This is a genomic window from Patulibacter ginsengiterrae (assembly GCF_056269115.1).
The window spans coordinates 76887-96844 of the sequence record NZ_JBWDOG010000008.1; the positions used below are offsets into that span (position 1 = coordinate 76887).

The 19958-nt window shown below is 74.1% G+C and carries 15 protein-coding genes; 11 read left to right on the plus strand and 4 right to left on the minus strand.

The features are described from left to right. Window positions 1-46: 46 nt before the first annotated feature. Entirely contained in the window at window positions 47-3067 is a 3021-nt protein-coding gene (locus ACVUH9_RS12705; RefSeq protein WP_475757436.1) for an AMP-binding protein, read from the plus strand. Window positions 3068-3187: 120 nt separating this feature from the next. Then, window positions 3188-3844 (plus strand): NADPH-dependent F420 reductase, encoded by a 657-nt coding sequence (locus ACVUH9_RS12710; protein ID WP_475757438.1) that lies wholly within the window; start codon window positions 3188-3190, stop codon window positions 3842-3844. A gap of 25 nt (window positions 3845-3869) precedes the next feature. Here the strand turns inward: ACVUH9_RS12710 and ACVUH9_RS12715 are convergent, their stop codons facing one another. After that, the gene (locus ACVUH9_RS12715; protein WP_475757440.1) at window positions 3870-4484 is read right to left on the minus strand and encodes a TetR/AcrR family transcriptional regulator; all 615 of its coding nucleotides are present in this window, start codon (window positions 4482-4484) and stop codon (window positions 3870-3872) included. Window positions 4485-4558: 74 nt separating this feature from the next. On the opposite strand from ACVUH9_RS12715, the gene ACVUH9_RS12720 reads away from it, so the two are divergent. The 6 genes from ACVUH9_RS12720 to ACVUH9_RS12745 are packed head-to-tail and all read left to right on the plus strand — an operon-like array spanning window position 4559 to window position 12878. Beyond that, window positions 4559-5707, plus strand: coding sequence for an acyl-CoA dehydrogenase family protein (locus ACVUH9_RS12720; protein ID WP_475757442.1), 1149 nt, complete (start codon window positions 4559-4561; stop codon window positions 5705-5707). Window positions 5708-5723: 16 nt separating this feature from the next. Next, on the plus strand, window positions 5724-6734 hold the full coding sequence (locus ACVUH9_RS12725; protein WP_475757444.1) for a hydroxymethylglutaryl-CoA lyase: 1011 nt from the start codon (window positions 5724-5726) through the stop codon (window positions 6732-6734). After that, window positions 6734-8776: an acetyl/propionyl/methylcrotonyl-CoA carboxylase subunit alpha gene (locus ACVUH9_RS12730; RefSeq protein WP_475757446.1), complete on the plus strand. Its 2043-nt coding sequence runs from the start codon at window positions 6734-6736 to the stop codon at window positions 8774-8776. Before ACVUH9_RS12725 ends, ACVUH9_RS12730 begins: the two co-directional genes overlap by 1 nt. Continuing rightward, on the plus strand, window positions 8773-10494 hold the full coding sequence (locus tag ACVUH9_RS12735; RefSeq protein WP_475757448.1) for a carboxyl transferase domain-containing protein: 1722 nt from the start codon (window positions 8773-8775) through the stop codon (window positions 10492-10494). Before ACVUH9_RS12730 ends, ACVUH9_RS12735 begins: the two co-directional genes overlap by 4 nt. A gap of 37 nt (window positions 10495-10531) precedes the next feature. Further along, window positions 10532-11758, plus strand: a complete 1227-nt coding sequence (locus ACVUH9_RS12740) for a low temperature requirement protein A (RefSeq protein WP_475757450.1) — start codon at window positions 10532-10534, stop codon at window positions 11756-11758. Between the two features lie 7 nt (window positions 11759-11765). Beyond that, on the plus strand, window positions 11766-12878 hold the full coding sequence (locus tag ACVUH9_RS12745; protein WP_475757452.1) for a phosphotransferase enzyme family protein: 1113 nt from the start codon (window positions 11766-11768) through the stop codon (window positions 12876-12878). Here the strand turns inward: ACVUH9_RS12745 and ACVUH9_RS12750 are convergent. Next, window positions 12875-13342 (minus strand): winged helix-turn-helix transcriptional regulator, encoded by a 468-nt coding sequence (locus tag ACVUH9_RS12750; RefSeq protein WP_475757454.1) that lies wholly within the window; start codon window positions 13340-13342, stop codon window positions 12875-12877. The two genes, ACVUH9_RS12745 and ACVUH9_RS12750, sit on opposite strands and share 4 nt — an antisense overlap. A 113-nt stretch (window positions 13343-13455) precedes the next feature. On the opposite strand from ACVUH9_RS12750, the gene ACVUH9_RS12755 reads away from it, so the two are divergent. Both ACVUH9_RS12755 and ACVUH9_RS12760 read left to right on the plus strand, forming a co-directional pair. Beyond that, on the plus strand, window positions 13456-14979 hold the full coding sequence (locus ACVUH9_RS12755; protein WP_475757456.1) for an MFS transporter: 1524 nt from the start codon (window positions 13456-13458) through the stop codon (window positions 14977-14979). A gap of 145 nt (window positions 14980-15124) precedes the next feature. Beyond that, a complete protein-coding gene (locus ACVUH9_RS12760; protein WP_475757458.1) occupies window positions 15125-15634 on the plus strand; it encodes a DUF1269 domain-containing protein in 510 nt (169 codons plus the stop codon). Between the two features lie 182 nt (window positions 15635-15816). Here the strand turns inward: ACVUH9_RS12760 and ACVUH9_RS12765 are convergent, their stop codons facing one another. Then, window positions 15817-17211, minus strand: coding sequence for a DEAD/DEAH box helicase (locus tag ACVUH9_RS12765; protein WP_475757460.1), 1395 nt, complete (start codon window positions 17209-17211; stop codon window positions 15817-15819). Window positions 17212-17515: 304 nt separating this feature from the next. Here ACVUH9_RS12765 and ACVUH9_RS12770 point away from each other — a divergent pair, with 304 nt between their 5' ends. Further along, entirely contained in the window at window positions 17516-18622 is a 1107-nt protein-coding gene (locus ACVUH9_RS12770) for a mechanosensitive ion channel family protein (protein ID WP_475757461.1), read from the plus strand. 46 nt (window positions 18623-18668) lie between these two features. Here ACVUH9_RS12770 and ACVUH9_RS12775 read toward each other — a convergent pair whose 3' ends face one another. Then, window positions 18669-19805 (minus strand): peptidoglycan DD-metalloendopeptidase family protein, encoded by a 1137-nt coding sequence (locus ACVUH9_RS12775; protein ID WP_475757463.1) that lies wholly within the window; start codon window positions 19803-19805, stop codon window positions 18669-18671. Window positions 19806-19958 lie beyond the last annotated feature (153 nt).

The following is a 19958-nucleotide window of genomic DNA, read 5'->3' on the forward strand; positions in this document are numbered from 1 at the left end:
CGAACCCCCACACGGCGGGCCCACCGACCTCGGCCCGCACCCGCGCATGAACATGCTGCCCCGCGCGGTCTCGCGACACACCAACCGGCTCGGCGCCGTCGCCCAGAACGCGCTCGAGGTCCTGCTGCTCGGGGGCCTCGAGACCGGCGACCAGCCCGCGCCCTACGAGGTCGTCAGCGAGCAGCGCGTCTACCGCCTGCGGCGCTACTTCCCCGACGCGGTCGCCGAGCACGAGGGGACGGATCCCGAGGGCGCGGGTGGGGAACGGCGTCCGCACGGCCGCCCGGTCGTGCTGCTGGTGCCGCCGATGATGCTCGCGGCCGAGGTCTACGACGTCTCGCCGCAGGCCAGCGCCGTGACCGACCTGCACGCGCACGGGATCGACGCCTGGGTCGTCGACTTCGGCGCCCCCGAGCACGAGGAGGGCGGCCTCGAGCGGACGCTCACCGACCACGTGCTGGCGGTCAGCGACGCGATCGACCGCGTGCGCGAGATCACCGGTCGCGACGTCCACCTGACCGGCTACTCCCAGGGTGGGATGTTCTGCTACCAGGCGGGCGCCTACCGCCGCAGCGCCGGCCTGGCCAGCATCATCACCTTCGGCAGCCCGGTCGACCTCGCCAACGGGCTCCCGCTCGGCGTGCCCGGCGCGTTCGCCGGCCAGCTCGCGAACTTCCTCGCCGACTACATGTTCGCCAACCGCGCGCTGCCGGCGTGGGCGAGCAGCGCGGCCTTCCGGATGCTCGATCCGGTCAAGACCCTGCGCCAGCGGATCGACTTCCTGATGCGGCTCGGCGACCGCGACGCGCTGCTCCCGCGCGAGGGCCAGCGCCGGTTCCTCCAGGGCGAGGGCTTCGTCGCCTGGTCGGGGCCGGCGATCTCCGAGCTGCTCCAGCAGTTCGTGGTCCACAACCGGATGGTCTCCGGCGGCTTCGTGATCGAGGGCCGGCTGGTCACGCTGGCCGACCTGACCTGCCCGGTGCTCGCCTTCGTCGGCGACTTCGACCAGCTCGGACGGCCCGAGTCGGTGCGGGCGATCGAGCGGGCCGCACCGCGTGCGGCGACCTACGAGATCCCGGTCCCGACCGGGCACTTCGGGATGGTCGTCGGCTCGTCCGCGGGCGAGATCACCTGGCCGTCGGTCGCGAGCTGGGCCCACTGGGTCGAGGGCGAGGCGGACGCGCCGGAGGTCATGCGCCCGATCATCGGCGACGGCCGGCGCGAGCTCGCCTCCGGGCCGTCGGTCGGGGCCAGCGTCGAGCTGGCCGCGGTCGCCGGGGCCGGCATGGCCCGGTCCGTCGCCCGCAACCTCCGCCGCTCCTCGCGGAGCATGCTCGGCCTTGCCAGCGAGGCGGTCGCCCAGCTCCCACGGATGTTCCGGCTCGAGCAGATCCAGCAGCACACGCGGATCTCGCTCGGCCTGCTGCTCGATGAGCAGGCCCGGCGGGCGCCCGACGACGTGCTCTTCCTGTTCGAGGACCGGGCCCACACCCACGGCGCGGCCAAGCACCGGATCGACAGCATCGTCCGCGGCCTGATCAGCCTCGGCGTCCGCCAGGGCCAGCACATCGGCGTCCTGATGGAGACCCGCCCGAGCGGCTTCGCGGTCGTCGCGGCGCTCAGCCGGCTCGGGGCGGTCGCGGTCCTGATGCGGCCCGACGGCGACCTCGTGCGCGAGGCCGAGCTCGGCGAGGTCGAGTGCGTGATCGCCGATCCCGAGCAGGCCACGGCGGCCGCGGCGGCGCTCGACGTCGACGTGCTGGTGCTCGGCGGTGGCGCCGACCCGCGCGACCTCGGTCCGAGCGTGATCGACATGGAGCGGATCGACCCGGACGAGGTCCACGTCCCCGCCTGGTACCGGCCGAACGCCGGTCGCGCGGCCGACCTCGCGTTCGTCGTCTTCTCGGGCGAGGGCGAGCGGATCCGGGCCAAGCGGATCACCAACCACCGCTGGGCGCTCTCCGCCTTCGGGACCGCGACCTCGGCGTCGCTCTCGCCGGCCGACACGGTCTACGCCGTGACCCCGCTGCACCACCCCTCGGGGCTGCTGATGGGCCTCGGTGGGGCCGTCGCGAGCGGGGCGCGGATCGCGCTCGCGCGCCAGTTCGAGGTCAGCACCTTCTGGGAGGAGGTCCGCCGCTACGGCGTGACCGTCGTCTCCTACACCTGGACCCAGCTGCGGGACCTGGTCGAGGCCCCGCGCGACCCCGCCGAGCAGCACCACCCGGTCCGGCTCTTCATCGGCTCGGGGATGCCGCGGGGCCTGTGGCTGCGGGTCCAGGATCGCTTCGGGGGCAGCGACGGTGGCGGCACCCGACGGGCGCGGGTGCTGGAGTTCTACGCCTCGACCGAGGGCGACGCCGTGCTCGCCAACGTCCGCTCGACGCCCGGTGCGAAGGGCCGCCGGCTGCCCGGCAGCGCCGAGGTCCGCCTGGCGGCCTGGGACGCCGACGCCGGCAGCCTGCTGGAGGGACCCGACGGCTTCGTCCTGCCGGCGGTCGAGGGTGAGGTCGGGATGCTGCTGGCCCAGGTCCGGACCGCCGTCGAGGTCGCGCCGGGGACGCCGCTGCGCGGGGTCTTCGCTCGTGGCGACGCCTGGCACGTGACGGGCGACCTCTTCCGCAGCGACGAGCAGGGCGACTGGTGGTTGGTCGACCACGCCCAGGCGGCGGTCCGGACGCCGCACGGGGTCGTCTACGCGTTCCCGATCGAGGACGCGCTCGGCGGGCTGCCGTCGGTCGACCTGGCGGTCGCCTACGCGGTCGAGGGGCCGACCGGGACGCCGGTCTCGGTCGCGGCGGTGACGCTCCGCGACGGGCGCGAGCTGACCCCGGTCGACGTCTCCGCGGCGCTGTCGACGATCGAGCCGCAGCGGCGGCCGGACATCGTCCACGTCGTCGACGAGATCCCGGTCACCACCTGGTACCGGCCGATGACCGGACCACTGCGGCGGGCGGGCCTGCCGAAGCTCCGCCGGCCGGCGCGGGCCTGGGCCCTCGACGTCGAGAGCGACGCCTACGTGCCGCTGACGGCGGCCCGCCGAGCGGGCCTGCTGGCCGAGGGCTGAGCGGGGCCGGGTCGCCCCGATCGCCTGTCCGCAAAGGGGGGGCCTGCGCCTGCGGTACAACCGTCACGGGTCGCGTCGCCCACCGACGGGCGGCGGATCCGCGACTTCGGGAGCAGCACCGTGACCAAGATCGGGATCATCGGCGCCGGCAACATCGGCGGCAACCTCGCCCGTCGCCTGACCGCGCTGGGCCATGACGTGAAGGTCGCCAACTCGCGCGGGCCGGAGACGCTCGCCGACCTCGTGGCCGAGACCGGGGCGACCGCGGTCCCCGCGACCGAGGCGGCCAACGGCGCCGAGATCGTGGTCGTCACGATCCCGCTGGCCAAGCTCCCGGAGCTGCCCGACGGGATCCTCGACGGGGCCGCCGAGGGCGCGGCGGTGATCGACACCAACAACTACTACCCGCAGCAGCGCGACGGGCGGATCGACGCGATCGAGGACGGCACGCCCGAGAGCGTCTGGGTCGCCGAGCAGCTCGGGAAGACCGTGGTCAAGGCCTTCAACGGGGTCTACGCCCAGAAGATCCTCGACGTCGGGGAGCCCGACGGCCCCCGCTTCGCGATCCCGGTCGCGGGCGACGACGAGGCGGCGAAGGCCAAGGTCCTCGCGCTGGTCGCCGAGCTCGGCTTCGACCCGGTCGACGCGGGCAGCCTGGCCGAGTCGTGGCGCCAGCAGCCGGGGACCCCGAGCTACGGCGCCGAGCTCGACGCCGACGCGTTGCGGCAGACGCTGGCCGACACCGGCCCCGAGCGACCGGCGGAGTTCCGCGGCTGAGTCGCGGCGGCGCGTCGGCCGGGACCTAGCGCGGCCGGATCCCGCTCAGCAGCAGGTCGCAGAAGCCGTCGGCGACCTGCTCCGCGCTGAGCCGGCCGCCGGGGCGGAACCAGGTCGCGGAGTGGTTGACCATGCCGAGCAGCGCGAGCGCGCTGAGGCCGGGGTCCTCGACCACGAACTCGCCGCGCTCGACGCCGTCGCGGAGGATCCCGGTCAGCAGCCGCTCGAACGCGTCGCGGTCGCGGCGGACGTCGTGCCAGATCGGCTCGCGCTCGATCGTGTGTCGCTCCTGCTGGAAGACCATCACGTAGTCGCGGTGGCCCTCGACGTGCTCCATCCAGATCCGGGTGATCGCCCGCAGCCGCTGCTCGGCGGGGAGCGAGCGATCGGCCGCGATCGGCTCGGCCCGCTCCAGCAGCGGCCCCATCAGGTCGGTGAGGATCCGCGAGAGCGCCGCCTGCTTGGAGCCGATGTAGTGGTAGAGGCCGCCGCGGGCGAGGCCGGTCGCGGCGACGAGGTCGTCGATCGAGGTCCCGTGGTAGCCGCGCTCGGCGAACGCCCGCGCGCAGGCGTCGATCACCTCACGCTGGCGGGAGTCGTAGCGCTGACGGAGGGGCGGGCTCTTGGGCGGGTCGGCCATCGGTCTGGTTCCAGGGGGGGGCGAGAGACGCGCCCCCTTGCAATTTAGACCGTTCGTTCGGTATAACGCAAGTCATGGAGCTTGACCTGCCCGAAGACGTGCGCGATCTGCAGCGGATGGTCCGCGACTTTGCCGTGAACGAGGTCGCCCCGGTCGCCGAGGAGCTGGACCGCACCAAGTCCTTCCCCTACGAGCTGACGGCCAAGATGGGCGAGCTCGGCCTGATGGGGATCCCGTTCCCGGAGGAGCTGGGCGGCTCCGGCGGGACCACCCTCCAGTACACGGTGGCGGTCGAGGAGCTGGCCCGGATCGACTCGTCGGTGGCGATCACGATGTGCGCCCACACCTCGCTCGGCACCCAGCCGGTCTACCTCTTCGGCAGCGACGAGCAGCGCGAGCGCTACATGCCCGACCTCTGCGCCGGCCGCAAGCTCGGGGCGTTCGGCCTGACCGAGCCGGAGGCCGGCAGTGACGCCGGCAACGTCAAGACCCGTGCCACGCTGGCCGACGGCGAGTGGACGATCGACGGCACCAAGCAGTTCATCACCAACTCCGGCACCGACATCAGCGGCCACGTCGCGATCACCGCGGTCACGGGCGAGCTGCCTGGGGGCCGTAAGGAGATCTCCAACCTGATCGTCGAGAACGGCACCCCCGGCTACGAGCCCGGCGAGCCGTACCGCAAGATGGGCTGGAACGCCTCCGACACCCGTCCGCTCAGCTTCGCCGACTGCAAGGTCCCGGAGGAGCACCTGCTGGGGCCGCGAGGGGCCGGCTTCAAGCAGTTCATGCAGATCCTCGACGGCGGCCGGATCGGCGTCGCGGCGATGGGGCTGGGGCTCGCCCAGGGCGCGCTCGACGAGGCGGTCGCCTACGCCAAGCAGCGGCAGGCGTTCGGCAAGCCGATCGCCAGCTTCGGCGCGATCCAGACCAAGATCGCCGACATGGCGACCGAGATCGAGGCCGCCCGGCTGCTGACCTACAAGGCCGCCTGGCTGAAGGACCAGGGCCGCAACTTCAGCCTCACCGCCGCCCAGGCGAAGTACAAGACCGGCCGGCTGGCCGTCCGCTGCGCCGAGGAGGCCGTCCAGATCCACGGCGGCTACGGCTACATGGAGGAGTACCCCGTCTGCCGGTTCTACCGCGACGCCAAGATCCTGACGATCGGCGAGGGCACCGACGAGGTCCAGCAGATGGTCATCTCGCGCGGCGTCCTGGCCTGAGAGCGAGGGCCGAGCGATGCAGCAGCGAGCGAACGACGACCAGCCGGTGGGCGTGAACGGATCGGTCCTGATCCGAGAGGTCGGGCCGCGCGACGGCTTCCAGAACGAGCCCGAGACGATCTCGACCGACGACAAGGTCGCGCTGATCGACCGGCTCGCCCGGACCGGCCTGCGGCGGCTGGAGGTCACCTCGTTCGTCCGCGCCGACGTGATCCCGCAGCTCGCCGACGCGGCCGAGGTCCTGCGCCGGATCGACGTGCCGGCGGGCGTCAGCCGCTCGGTCCTGATCCCCAACGAGCGGGGCCTCGACCACGCGCTCGAGCTGCGCGACCGGTTCGAGGAGGTCAGCGTCTTCCTGTCGGCGTCGGAGACCCACAACCGCAAGAACGTCAACCGCTCGATCGCGGAGTCGCTCGACGGGCTCGAGCGGGTCCTCACGCGGGCCGGCGAGGCGGGCCTGCGACGGGTCGCCGTGATCAGCACCTCGTTCGGCTGCCCGTTCGAGGGCGTCGTGCCCCCGGAGCGGGTCTTCGAGATCGCCGGCGCGCTGCGTGACGCGGGCGCGGTCGAGATCGGCTTCGGCGACACCACCGGGATGGCCAACCCGCGCCAGGTCCGCGAGTTCTTCGTCGCGGCTCGCGAGGCGCTCGGGGGCGGGGGGGACGACGAGCTCCAGCTGACCGGTCACTTCCACAACACCCGCGGGCTCGGCCTGGCCAACGTGCTCGGCGCGCTCGACGCCGGCTGCCGCTCGTTCGAGTCCAGCTTCGGCGAGCTCGGCGGCTGCCCGGTCCCGGCCGGGGCGACCGGCAACATCGCGACCGAGGATCTGCTCGTGATGCTCCACGAGATGGGCCTGACGACCGGCGTCGACGTCGGCGCCCTGCTCGACGCCAGCCGCGCGGTCCAGCGGGTGCTGGGCCGACCGCTCGGCTCCCACAGCCTGCTCGCGGGCGAGATCGACTGGCGTCCGGCGGCCGAGCGCGACCCGGCCGATGCCGACGTCCGCGACGGCGGAGCGCGCTGATGCCGATCGATCGCGTCCTGATCGCCAACCGCGGCGAGATCGCCGTCCGGATCGCGGGCACGCTGCGGCGGCTCGGGATCGAGTCGGTCGCGGTCTACGCGCCGGCCGACGCCGACGCGCCGCACGTACGGGCCTGCGACCACGCGGTGCCGCTGGTCGCCGACGGCGAGCGCTCGCCGTACCTCGACATCGTCCAGCTGGTCGCGATCGCGGGCCAGACCGGCAGCGATGCCGTCCATCCCGGCTACGGCTTCCTCGCCGAGCGGGCCGACGCCGCCGCGGCCTTCCGCGAGGCGGGCGTGACCTGGATCGGCCCGTCGCCCGAGGCGATCGAGCTGCTGGGCGACAAGATCGCCTCGAAGCAGACCGCGGCCGAGGCCGGCGTCCCGGTCGTCCCGGGCCTCGAAGGCGCCGACGTCGACGCCGACCAGATCACCGCGTTCGCGGCCGAGGTCGGCCTGCCGCTGCTGCTGAAGGCCTCGGCCGGCGGCGGCGGAAAGGGGATGCGGCGGGTCGACGACGCGGCCGCGATCCCGGCCGCGGTCGAGGCGGCCCGGCGCGAGGCCCAGGCCGCGTTCGGACGCTCCGAGCTGCTGGTCGAGCGGCTCGTCGAGCCGGCCCGCCACGTCGAGGTCCAGGTCGCGGTCGACGCGCACGGGGGAGCCTGGGCGATCGGCGAGCGCGAGTGCAGCCTCCAGCGCCGGCACCAGAAGCTGATCGAGGAGTCGCCGGCCCCGGGCCTGAGCGACGCGGGACGGACCGCGCTCCACGAGGCGGCAGTCCGGCTGGCCGTCGCGGCCGGCTACCGCAACCTCGGCACGGTCGAGTTCCTCGTCGACGCCGCGGGCGACGGCGGCGGCGAGCGCTTCTACTTCCTGGAGATGAACGCCCGGCTCCAGGTCGAGCACCCGGTCACCGAGCTGGTCCACCGCCTCGACCTGGTCGAGCTGCAGCTGCGGATCGCCGAGGGCGAGGCGCTCGACCTCGAGCTGGAGACCGACGCGGGCCACGGGCCACGCGGGCACGCGATCGAGGCGCGGATCTGCGCCGAGCGGATCGCGGTCAAGGTGCTCCCGCCGACGGCCTCCGACGGCGACCAGGCCGACCCGATCGCGATCCAGTTCCTGCCCGCGACCGGTCCGGTGGTGGCCTACGCCGAGCCGACCGGGGTCGGGGTCCGGGTCGACAGCGGGATCGCCGCCGGCAGCGTGGTCACGACGGCGTTCGACCCGATGCTGCTGAAGGTGATCGCCTACGGCCGCGACCGGGCCCAGGCCCGCGAGCGGCTCGACCGCGCGCTGGCCGAGCTGGTCGTGCTCGGGGTCGAGACCAACGCCAGCTTCCTGCGGCGGCTGCTCGACCGGGCGGAGGTCCGCGAGGGCGTCCAGACGACGACGTTGGTCGAGCGGCTGCTGGCCGACCCGGCAGAGGCCCCGGGCCTCGCCGCGCCGACCGCCGACGCGGTGGCCGGAGCCGCACGTGCGGCCGCGGTCTGGCGCCACCACGAGCTGGCCGGCGCGGCCGACGGGACCGCCTTCGGCGACCGCGACGGCTGGCGTCAGGGGCGGCCCGCCGCGACCCAGTTGCGGCTGCTCGACCCCGACGACGCGACCACGACCCTGACGGCACGGGTCGTCGCCGACGGGCTGGAGGTCGCCGTCGACGCGACCGCGGCCGTGGTCGAGCGGCCCGACGCGGTCCGGGCCCGCTGGCGCGCGGCGCGGGCGGGGGAGTGGCTGTGGCTGCACGGCCCCGGCGGCACCTGGTCGTGGCGCGACGCGCCCGAGACGGCCGCCGCCAGCGCCCAGGGCGCCGGCGGCCTCGCCGCCCCGCTGCCGGGCGTCGTGATCGCGGTCGTGGCGACGCCCGGGACCCGGGTCGCCGCGGGCGCCGCGGTGCTCGTGGTGGAGTCGATGAAGATGGAGTTGGAGATCACGGCGCCGCACGACGGCGTCGTCGAGGCGGTCCACGTGGCCGTCGGCGAGCACGTGGAGCGCGGCCAGGTCCTGGCCGCCGTCGAGCAGGACGGGGAGACGGCATGACGACCGACAGCGAGCAGCGGGCCGACGGGACGACCGGCGAGCCCGCGGCCCCCAGCAACCGCGACCGCCATCTGGCCCTGATCGCGGACCTCCAGCAGCGGTTGGAGCGGGTCGCCGGCGGTGGCGGCGAGCGGGCACGGAACCGCCACGTCGACCGCGGCAAGCTGCTTCCGCGCGAGCGGATCGACCGTCTCGTCGATCCCTTCAGCCCGTTCCTGGAGCTGGCTCCGCTCTGCGCCGAGGACGTCTACGACGACGACGTCCCGGCGGCGGGGCTGATCGCCGGGATCGGTCGGATCCACGGCCGCGAGGTCCTGATCGTCGCCAACGACGCGACCGTCAAGGGCGGCACGTACTACCCGCTGAGCGTCAAGAAGCACCTGCGGGCGCAGGAGGTGGCGCTGGAGAACCGGCTGCCGTGCGTCTACCTCGTCGACTCCGGCGGCGCCTTCCTGCCGAAGCAGGACGAGGTCTTCCCCGACAGGGAGCACTTCGGGCGGATCTTCTACAACCAGGCGCGGCTGTCGCGGGCGGGGATCGCCCAGATCGCGGCCGTGATGGGCTCGTGCACCGCCGGTGGGGCCTACGTGCCCGCGATGAGCGACGAGACGGTGATCGTCAAGCAGCAGGGCACGATCTTCCTCGGCGGCCCGCCGCTGGTGAAGGCGGCGACCGGCGAGGAGGTCAGCGCCGAGGAGCTGGGCGGCGGCGACCTGCACGCCCGCACCTCGGGCGTGGTCGACCACCTGGCCGAGGACGACGAGCACGCGCTCCAGCTGGTCCGGCGGATCGTCGACACGCTCCCGCCGGGTCGCGGCGGCGTCCACCACGTGGCCTCGACGTCGGGCCCGCTCGGCGGGACGGCCGTCGATCGTCCGGGCGACACGACCGGCGAGGGCTTCGGGGGCGGCACGCTGCCGGCGGCGCCGTGGGCGCTGCGCACGCCCGAGCCGCCCGCCCAGGATCCGGACGGGCTGCTCGACGTCGTTCCCGTCGATCCGCGCGAGCCCTACGAGGTTCGCGAAGCGATCAGCCGGATCGTCGACGGCAGCCGCTTCCACGAGTTCAAGCCGCTGTTCGGCGAGACGATCGTCTGCGGCTTCGCGCACGTGATGGGCCACCCGGTCGGGATCCTCGCCAACCAGGGGATCCTCTTCCGCGAGAGCGCGCTCAAGGCCGCGCACTTCATCGAGCTCTGTGACGAGCGCGGGATCCCGCTGCTGTTCCTCCAGAACGTCGCCGGCTTCATGGTCGGCAAGGAGTACGAGGCGGGCGGGATCGCCAAGGACGGTGCGAAGATGGTCGCCGCGGTCGCCTGCGCGCGGGTCCCGAAGCTGACCGTGGTGATCGGCGGCTCGTACGGCGCCGGCAACTACGGGATGTGCGGCCGGGCCTACTCGCCGCGGTTCATGTGGATGTGGCCGAACGCGCGGATCTCGGTGATGGGCGGCGAGCAGGCCGCGACCGTGCTGACGACCGTTCGCGACCAGCAGCTGAGCGCCCGCGGGATCGAGTTCCCCGACGACGAGCGCGAGGCGATGGCCGACGGCCTCCGCGGCCAGTTCGAGGAGCAGGGCAACCCGATCTACGCGACCGCCCGGCTCTGGGACGACGGCGTGATCGATCCGCGCGACACCCGCCGGGTGCTCGGCCTCGCGCTCGACGCCTGCGCCAACGCGCCGTTGGAGCCGGTCGAGCGGCCGCTGTTCCGGATGTAGGCCGCGCGCCGCCGATCCGGTTGCGAGGATCCCGGGCGTGAGCACGTCGTCGCCGTCGCACACCCCGCGGATCGGCGCCGTGCTGCGCGGTGAGGAGGCGCGGGTCACGCCGCTGGAGCTGTTCTTCGACCTCGTCCTGGTGCTCGCCCTGACCCAGTGCACGGCGTTGATGGCGGCCGACCCGTCGTGGGCGGGGCTGGCGCGCGGGCTGCTGGTGCTCGGGGTGCTCTGGTGGGCGTGGGTCGGCTACGCCTGGCTGACCAGCGTGGTCGACCCGGAGGAGGGCGGCGTCCGGCTGGCGATGTTCGCCGCGATGGCCGGGCTGCTGGTCTGCGCGCTCTGCGTGCCCGAGGTCTTCGGCCGCCTCGGCTTGCTCTTCGCGCTGGCCCTGCTGGTCGTGCGGCTGGCGCACATCGCGCTCTTCGTGCTCGCCAGCCGCGAGGACGCCGATCTCCGCTCGTCGGTGATCGGGCTCGCCGGCAGCACCGCGGTCGGCGTCGGCCTGCTGGTCGCGGCGTCGTTCACCGACGGGCTGCTCCAGGGGGCGCTGTTCGCGCTGGCGCTGCTGCTGGACATGGCCGGGCCCTACTTCTTCGGCGTCGAAGGCTGGAAGCTGGTGCCCGGCCACTTCGCGGAGCGCCACGGACTGATCGTGATCATCGCGCTCGGCGAGTCGATCGTCGCGATCGGGGTCGGCGCCGAGCACCACGTCGACGCCGGGGTCGTGACCGCGGCGGTGCTCGGGATGGTGGTCGCGGCCTGCCTCTGGTGGATGTACTTCGACGTCGTCGCACTGGTCGCCGAGCGGCGGCTGGAGCACGCTGCCGCCGGACGCGAGCGCAACGCGATCGCCCGCGACTCGTTCTCCTACCTGCACCTGCCGATGGTGGCGGGGATCGTGCTGCTGGCGCTCGGGCTGAAGAAGACGCTCGGCCACGTCGACGACCCGCTGAAGCTCGTGCCCGCGTTCGCGCTGCTCGGTGGGAGCGCCCTGTACCTGCTCGCGCACGTCGCCTTCCGCTGGCGCAACGTCCACCGCTTCAGCGCTCACCGGCTGCTCGTCGCGGCGGTGCTGCTGGCGCTGTTGCCGCTGGCGCTCGAGCTGCCGGCGCTGGCGACCCTGGCGATCGTCGTCGCGCTGCTCGTCGGCCTGATCGTCTACGAGACGATCCGCTTCGCCGATCTCCGCGACAAGATGCGCCACCAGCTCGCGTACCGCCCGCCGTCGGCACCGGCGCGCGAGGCGGCCGACGGCCCGGCCTGAGCGACGGATGACGACCGGGGAACGCCTGCGGAAGTGGGTCGGGGAGGACTTCGGCGTCACGCTGACCGTGCTCGAACGGGTTGCGGAGGGCGCGGACGAGGCGGCCGACGTCTGGCGGGCGGCCGGCTCCGACGGGGCGCGCTACGCCGTCAAGTGGAGTGGCGGTGGCACGCCCGCGGGGCTGCTGGTCGCGGCCCGGCTGGCGGAGCACGGGGTCCCCGGGGTGGCGGCCCCGCTGCCGACCCGCGGCGGGCGCCGGTGGAGCGAGCGCGACGGTCGCCGGCTGTCGCTGCTGCCGTGGATCGACGGTGACGGCGCGCTCGACGGCGCGCTGACCGCCGAGCAGTGGAGGGCCTACGGCGAGCTCCTGGCCCGGGCGCACGCGATCCCGGTCGACGCCGCGCTGGAGCAGGTCCTCCCGCGGGAGGAGCACCGCCACGAGCGCGAGGTGGCGGCGCTCCGGGCGCTCGAGGCCCGCGTCGCTGCGGTGTCCGCCGGTGCAGCGACCGATCCCGTCGGTCGCGCGTTCGTCGACGAGTGGCGTGCGGCGTCGGGCAGGATCGGGGCCCTGCTGGAACGGGCGGACGAGCTCGGCCGGCAGCTCCGGGTCGACCCGGGCCCGCGGGTGGTCTGCCACGGGGATCCGCACCGCGGCAACCTGCTGGCCGGGCCGGAGGGACGGGTGACGTTGATCGACTGGGACGACGTCGTGCTCGCCCCGCGCGAGCGCGACCTGCTGTTCGTGCTCGGCGGGGTGCTGTACTCCGCCCCGGTCGGCCCCCAGCAGCAGGCGTGGTTCTTCGCCGGCTACGGCCCGGCCGACGTGGTTCCGGCCCGCCTGACCTACTACCGCTGCGTCCGCGCCCTGGAGGATCTGGCCGGGCCGGCGGTGACGGTCCTCGACGGGCACCGCACGCCAGACGAGCGTGCCGAGGCGCTGGCGATCTTCCGCGGGGTGCTGTCGCCGACGGGGCTGGCGCGACAGGCGCTCGCTCCGGCACCGGACGATAGGCCTTCGTCGGACCACCGACCGTCGCCAGGCTCGGGGCCGGTCGGTCGGGGCGCCCGGACGACGGGCGGGGTCTCCGCAGGCCAGGACCCGGCGGCCCGGCCCGGCTAGTCGAGGCCGCGGGCGATCAGCGCGGGGCCGCGCTCGGTGCGCATGTCGCGGGCGCTGAGCGGTGCGCCGCAGCGGTCGCAGAGGAGGTGGTCGTCGGGTTGCCCGCCGCAGTCGCGGTGGAGCATCAGCCGCGGCGGCCCCTCCGGCTCCGGGTAGTGGCGGTCGCCCCACCGCAGCAGGTGGGCGAGGACCGGCCACAGCTCGAGCCCCTTCGCGGTCGCGTGGTACTCGTAGCGCGTCGGGCGATCCTGGTAGGGGCGCCGTTCGAGCACGCCCTCGTCGACCAGGTGGCGGAGGCGCGCGGTCAGCACGCTGCGGGTGATCCCCAGCGATTCCTGGAGGTCGTCGAAGCGGTGGACGCCGAGCAGCACGCTGCGCAGGACGAGCAGCGACCAGCGCTCGCCGACGACCTCCAGCGAACGGGCGATCGAGCAGACCTGGGTGTCGTACTCACGGCGCAGCACGTTCCCGATCCTAGCATGGGTCGTTTCAAGCGACTCTCTTTGCTAGCGTGAGTCCGGTCAAGCGACTCACTGTCGCATCCGTCCGCCACGTTGCCTTCGAGAGCGAGCTTCCCGTGCCCGATCCGTCCGTCTCCCCGCCGCGAGCGCCCGCCGCGCCCGCCGCGCCCGCCGCGCCCGCTGCGTCAGCCGCCCGAGCGGCCCAGGCCCCGGCGCGGCCCCCGGCCGCCCCGTCCCGGGTCCTGCTCGTGGTCGCGGCGGCCGTCTTCCTCGCCAGCCTCGACCTGTTCATCGTCAACATCGCCTTCCCCGACATCGAACGGGCGTTCCCAGGGACGTCGGTCGGCTCGCTCTCGTGGGTCCTCAACGGCTACGCGATCGTCTTCGCGGCGCTGCTCGTCCCCGCGGGACGGATCGCGGACCGGCTCGGGCGCCGCCGGATCTTCCTCGCGGGGCTGGTCGTGTTCTCCGCGGCCTCGGCGCTCTGCGCGGCCGCCTGGTCGGTCGAGTCGCTGGTCGGCTTCCGGGTCCTGCAGGCGGTAGGGGCAGCGCTGCTGATGCCGAGCTCGCTGGCGCTGCTGCTCGACGCGTTCCCGCCCGAGAAGCGGGCGGTCGCGATCGGGGCCTGGGCCGGCGTCGGCGGGGTCGCCGCCGCGCTCGGGCCGCCGCTCGGCGGGCTGCTGGTCGAGGCGTCGTGGCGCTGGGTCTTCCTCGTCAACGTGCCGGTCGGGATCGTCGCCGTCGTCGCCGGGCTGCGGGTCCTGCGCGAGTCGCGCAACGAGCACGATCGGCGCTGGCCCGACCTGGTCGGCACCGGCCTGCTGGTGGTCGGCGTCGGGCTGCTCTCGTGGGCGCTGGTCGAGGCTCCCGACCACGGCTGGGGGAGCGGCCGGACGGTCGGCGGGATCGTGGTCGGCCTGCTGCTGCTGGTCGCCGTGGTGGTCCGGGCGGCGCGGACCCCGGCCGGCCGCGCACCGGTCCTCGAGCTGGACATGTTCCGCTCGCGGGCGTTCTCGCTGGCCTCGCTCGCGGCGCTGCTGTTCACCGTCGCGTTCGCGGCGATGCTGCTGGGCAACGTGCTCTTCCTGACCGGCCCCTGGGGCTACTCGGTGCTGAAGGCCGGGCTCGCGCTCGCGGCGGGGCCGATGATGGCGGCGGTGATCGCGATCCGCTCGGGGGGTCTGATCGCGCGGATCGGGACCGGTCGCGCGGCGACGCTCGGCAGCGCGCTGTTCGCGGTTGGGTCCGGCTGGTGGCTGTGGCGGGCGGGGCTCGAGCCGAACTACCTCGGCGCGATCCTGCCGGGGATGGTCGTGACCGGCGTCGGGGTCGGCCTGCTGCTGCCGAGCGTCTCCGGTGCGGTCGCCTCGACGTTGCCGCCGGAGCGGCTGGCGACCGGCTCGGCGATCCTCACGGCCGCCCGCCAGCTGGGGGCGGTGCTCGGGGTCGCGATCCTGGTCGCGGTCTTCGGCAGCCCGGCGCCGGACGAGCTGCTGGCGCACTTCCAGCGCGGCTGGCTGCTGATGGTGATCGCCGCCGGCCTCGGCGCGGTCGCAGCAGCGGGGATCGGGCGGGTGGTCCACGCGCCGGCGGTGGCGGTGCCGGCAGGGGGCCCGGTCGTGGCCGAGGGCGAGGTGTAGCTCCGCGGAGGGGCATTGATCCGGGCGTCCGCGGGGCCCCGCGGACGCCCGCGTGCCCCAAGATCACCCAGCCTGGGTGATGCCCGAGCACTCGTGGGGCGGAGACCGTGGTCGGAGAGTCCTACCACCGACAAGGAGGCCACAGATGGCCGACAGACCCGTATTTCTCTACGCCGCCGTCTACGACGAGATCGCGGATGCCGAGGCCGACTACGCCGCCGTGTTCGACCTGCACGCCGCGGGAGCGATCGGGACCTTCGACTCCGCCGTGATCTCCAAGGACGGGGACGGCAAGGTCCGGGTGACCAAGACCGAGAAGCCGACCCAGCACGGGGCCTGGACCGGGGTCGGGGTCGGAGCGCTGGTCGGGCTGGTGTTCCCCCCGGCGATCATCGGCAGCGCGATCGTCGGTGCCGGGGCGGGCGGGCTGATCGGGCACCTGTCGCGGGGCATCTCCCGGGGTGACCTGAAGGACCTCGGCGAGGAGCTCGACGCGGGAACCGCCGCCGTGATCGTGCTCGGCGAGTCGAAGATCGAGGAGCAACTCGAGCGGGCGACCAAGCGCGCCACCAAGTTGATCGAGAAGCAGGTCGATGCCGACGCCGACGAGTTCAAGCGCGAGCTCGAGACGGCGGCCCGCGAAGAGGCGGTCTAAGCGTCGTTCCTAGGACGTCGTTCGTCCGGGCGTCCGGGCCGTCGACGGATCCGCGACGGTCGGGCGCCCGCCGCCCGGCTTCGGGGCCGGTCGTCTGACGCAGAACGGGCGCGGCGGATCGATCCGCCGCGCCCGTTTCGCGAGGTGCTGGGTGCCGCCGGAACGTCCGACGGCAGTAGAACCTAGCGTCCGCCGCCGCGGCCGCCCTGGCTCTGACGGCCACGGCCACCGGCCGCGCCGCCGCCGGAGTGGCCGCCGCGGCGACCGCCGTCGGCGCGCTCGGCGCGCTCACCACGGGAGCGGCCGTAGCTGCTGCCCGGGCCGTCGCTCTGACGACCGTGGTCGCCGCCGCGACCGCCGCCGCCCTGACGACCGCGACCGCCGCCACCGGCGCCGCCGCGACCGCTGCCGCCGCCCTGGCGACGCTGGACGCCGGGGCCCTTCTCGCCGGGCTCGGCAACCCGCAGGCCGGCGGCCTGGAGCTGGTCGGCCAGCTCGAGGTCACGGCCCATGACGCCGACGTCGCGCTGCTCCTCCGGCTCCACGAACGTGATGCCGATGCCGGAGCGCCCGGCGCGGCCGGTGCGGCCGACCCGGTGGGTGTACGTCTCCATGTCGATCGGGATGTCGTACTGGATGACGTGCGTGACGCCGTCGACGTCGAGGCCACGGGCGGCGACGTCGGTGGCGACGAGCGTCGTCACGCGGCCGTCCTCGAAGGCGGCCAGGGCCTTGCGGCGCTGGGCCTGCGAGCGGTTGCCGTGCAGTGCGACGGCCTCGACCTGGTAGCTGGAGAGCTTGCGGACCAGCTTGTCGGCGCCGAACTTCGTCTTCACGAAGACGACGGCGAGGCCGCGGTCCTTGTCGCTGAGCTGGTCGACGAGCTGGTCGACCTTGTCGTCCCGCGTCACCTGGCGGAAGCGGTGCTCGATGTTGACCTTGTTCTCGTCGACCGGCGCGTACTCGATCAGCTTCGGGTCACGCGTGTAGGCGCGGGCGAGATCGCCGACGCGGCCGTCGAGCGTGGCCGAGAGGAAGAGCGTCTGGCGGTCGGTGCGCGTCTGCGCGACGATCCGCTTGACGGCCGGCTGGAAGCCCATGTCGAGCATCCGGTCGGCCTCGTCGAGGACGAGCAGCTTGACGTCGGCGAGCGTCAGCGCGCGGCGCTGGAGGAGGTCCTCCAGGCGGCCCGGCGTCGCGACGACGATGTGCGAGCGGGAGGCGAGGCGGGACTGCTTCTCGAGCCCGGCGCCACCGAAGACGGCGGTGATGGCGAGCGCGCGGGAGTGGGCGATCTCGCGGATCTCGTCGACGATCTGGGTCGCGAGCTCACGCGTCGGGACGAGCACCAGGGCGCTCGGACGCGGGTCCGTCGCCTCGATGCCGTCGACCAGGGCGACGCCGAAGGCGATCGTCTTGCCCGAACCGGTCGGGGACGAGACGAGGATGTCGCGACCGGCCAGCGCGTCGGGCAGGGCCAGGGTCTGGACGGCGAACGGGGAGTGCATCCCGCGGTCGGCCAGGGCATTGGCGACGGCAGTGGACACGCCGAGGTCGGCGAAGGTTGTTTCAGACATTGTGCTCCTCGAAGAGGACAGGGCGAGCTACGGATGGCCAGCCGGGGGAGCGCTCAGCTTCCGGCCGCGATCGTGCCCGTCCCGAGACTGGGGAGCGGGGTGTCGCGCGTGGAGAGAACGCGGGAACGTGGTGGCGCGAGACGGTCGTGGGGGCGAACCCCGACGGCGACGTTCGCACGCACCGAAACGAAACACTACCGAGTGCGCGCCGAAGTTGCGTGATCAAGCGCACCCTCGGTCGTGCGGCGGCGTCCGCGGGCCGCCCTGCGTCCGACCGGCGGCGCGCTCCGTTACGGTCGGGGCCGTGAGTCTGATCTCGACCTTCGCACCTGCCCTGGCCCAGGCGTCGTCCGTCGCCGGCACCCAGAGCGGCGACAGCGTGGCCGAGCGGGCCGCCCGCCGCCTCGACCGCGTCTGCGGGGACTCGGGCTCCTGGCAGGACAACCTCTGCCGGAGCATGTACGACGGCAGCGTCGGGAGCACCAAGGACACCCTCAGCCGGTTCGCCGCCGAGGCCGTCCACTGGGTGATCACGACCGGGCTCTCGATCCTGCTGATCTTCGCCGGCGCCTGGATCGTCAACCGGCTGGCCCGGCGCTGCGTGGTCAAGCTCGGCCGCCGCGTCGGCAACGGGACCCTCACGCGCGGCCTCTCGGCGGTCCGCCGGATGGCGCCGAGCGCGCTGCAGGAGACGCAGGAGATCAGCGTCCGCGGTGACCAGCGTCGCGAGGCGGTGCTGGGGATCCTCAAGAGCATCGTCAGCGTGCTGGTCTACGCGACCGCGGCGTTCATGGCCCTGGGCAACATCGGGATCGACCTCGCGCCGCTGCTGGCCGGGGCCGGAGTCCTCGGCGTCGCGCTCGGCTTCGGCGCGCAGTCGCTGGTCGCCGACTTCCTGTCCGGGATCTTCATCCTGCTCGAGGACCAGTACGGGATCGGCGACGAGATCACGTTCCGGCCGAAGTCCGCCGCCGGCGAGCCGGTGGTCGGGACGGTCGAGGCGCTGAGCCTGCGGAACACCCGCCTGCGGGCGCTCGACGGCACCGTCTGGCACGTGCCCAACGGCGAGATGCGCGCGGTCGGCAACCAGAGCCAGCACTGGTCGCGGGCGGTGTTGGACATCCCGATCACCTACGACACCGACATCAGCCGCGCGAAGGCCGTGATCGCCCGCGTCGCCGAGCAGGTGCGCGAGCACGACCCGAGCGTGATCGAGCCGCCGGAGATCTGGGGCGTCCAGGCCCTGAACGCGAACGGGATCACGATCCGGCTCGTGATCAAGACGACCCCGTCCCAGCAGTGGCGCGTCACGCGGCTGGTCCGCGAGGCGCTCAAGCGCGAGTTCGACGCGGAGGGGATCCGGATGCCGGTCGCGGAGCCGCCGGTCGGCGAGCCGCTGCCCTCGACCTGAGCGGCGGCCGGACCTGAGCGGCGGCCGGACCTGAGCGGCGGCCGGTCTAGCGGGCGGAGGTCGAGGGCGGGCGCCCGGACTGGGTGGCCCAGGTGGTCAGGTCGGCCTTCGGGTCGCGCGGCGCACCGCCGGCGTACCAGCCGGGAGCCGACCACAGCTCGAAGTGCAGGTGGCAGCCGTCGGCGTTGCCCGTGTCGCCGACCTCGCCGATCGGCGTCCCCGCGCTGACGGGCGTCCCGGGGGCGAGCGGCGAGCGGGCCTTCAGGTGCATGTAGCCCTGGTCCTCGCCGGTCGGCGTGCCGCGGATCACGACGTAGTTGCCGGCCGCCGACTGGAACTGGTTGTAGGCGACGGTGCCCGAGGATGCCGCCACCAGCGGGGTGCCGCAGGCGGCGAAGACGTCGACGCCCTGGTGGGCGCCGCCACGGTCGGCGAAGAGCGTCGCCGCGCCGCCCCAGCGCCAGGGACCCTGGATCGGGAAGGTGTAGCCGCCGGTCGTCGTGACCGCGGTCGATGCGGCGGCAGCGGGGGCGGAGGAGGCGGCGACGGCTCCGGTCGCGGCGGCGTCGTCGGCGGACTTCGGGGTCGCGGCCTCGGTCCCGGGCGGGGCCGGGGCGGTCTTCCGCAGCAGCCGCGCCTCGGCGGGCGAGAGCACGCCGTCGGCCCGCATCTTGGCCTGGCGCTCCCAGCGCTGGACCCGGCTGCGGACGGCGGTCGTGTAGGCCCCGTGGGTGGGGGTCTTGATGCCGTTGTCGATCAGCAGCCGTTGGGCGGCGCGGACGTCGGTCCCGCTGGCGCCGACCCGCAGGGAGCGGGAGGCGAAGGCCAGCTCGCGGCGCCGCGGGGCGGCCTTCCGGCGCATCGCCGTGCGCTGGGCGCGGGTCACGACACCGGTGACGGGCTGGCCCTCCTCGTGCTGGTAGCGGCGGACGACGGCGTCGGTGGCGGCACCGAAGCGACCGTCGCGGGCGACGGGGAGGCCGAGCTGGAAGAGGGTCCGCTGGAGCGCGAGGACGGCCGATCCGCTGGCGTTGAGGGCGAGATCGCCGGCGGCTGGGGGTGCGGCGGGAGCGGTGGCTGGGGGACTCGCTGGAGGCGGGTCGGCGGAGGCGCTGGCCACGGGGGCCAGGCAGGCCAGCAGGCAGGCGGCGGGGACGAGCGAGCGGCGGGTACGTGAAGGCACGGCGTCGGTCTGTCGGTGCACGGGCAGGCCTCCGGGATTGCGGACACGGAAACGCGGTCGCACGCGGCGGCAGACGGACACGACCGGGCCGCTCGGGAACGGAGCAGCGACGGGAACCCTATCCGTCCCGCCAGCGGATCGGTCCCCGCCGTC

Bases quoted from the DNA above. Each gene is read 5' to 3' on its own strand.
- ACVUH9_RS12765 (WP_475757460.1), bottom strand. From the start codon at position 17,211: ATGTCTGAAACAACCTTCGCCGACCTCGGCGTGTCCACTGCCGTCGCC.
- ACVUH9_RS12730 (WP_475757446.1), top strand. From the start codon at position 6,734: ATGCCGATCGATCGCGTCCTGATCGCCAACCGCGGCGAGATCGCCGTC.
- ACVUH9_RS12760 (WP_475757458.1), top strand. From the start codon at position 15,125: ATGGCCGACAGACCCGTATTTCTCTACGCCGCCGTCTACGACGAGATC.
- ACVUH9_RS12725 (WP_475757444.1), top strand. From the start codon at position 5,724: ATGCAGCAGCGAGCGAACGACGACCAGCCGGTGGGCGTGAACGGATCG.
- ACVUH9_RS12720 (WP_475757442.1), top strand. From the start codon at position 4,559: ATGGAGCTTGACCTGCCCGAAGACGTGCGCGATCTGCAGCGGATGGTC.
- ACVUH9_RS12715 (WP_475757440.1), bottom strand. From the start codon at position 4,484: ATGGCCGACCCGCCCAAGAGCCCGCCCCTCCGTCAGCGCTACGACTCC.
- ACVUH9_RS12705 (WP_475757436.1), top strand. From the start codon at position 47: ATGAACATGCTGCCCCGCGCGGTCTCGCGACACACCAACCGGCTCGGC.
- ACVUH9_RS12735 (WP_475757448.1), top strand. From the start codon at position 8,773: ATGACGACCGACAGCGAGCAGCGGGCCGACGGGACGACCGGCGAGCCC.
- ACVUH9_RS12745 (WP_475757452.1), top strand. From the start codon at position 11,766: ATGACGACCGGGGAACGCCTGCGGAAGTGGGTCGGGGAGGACTTCGGC.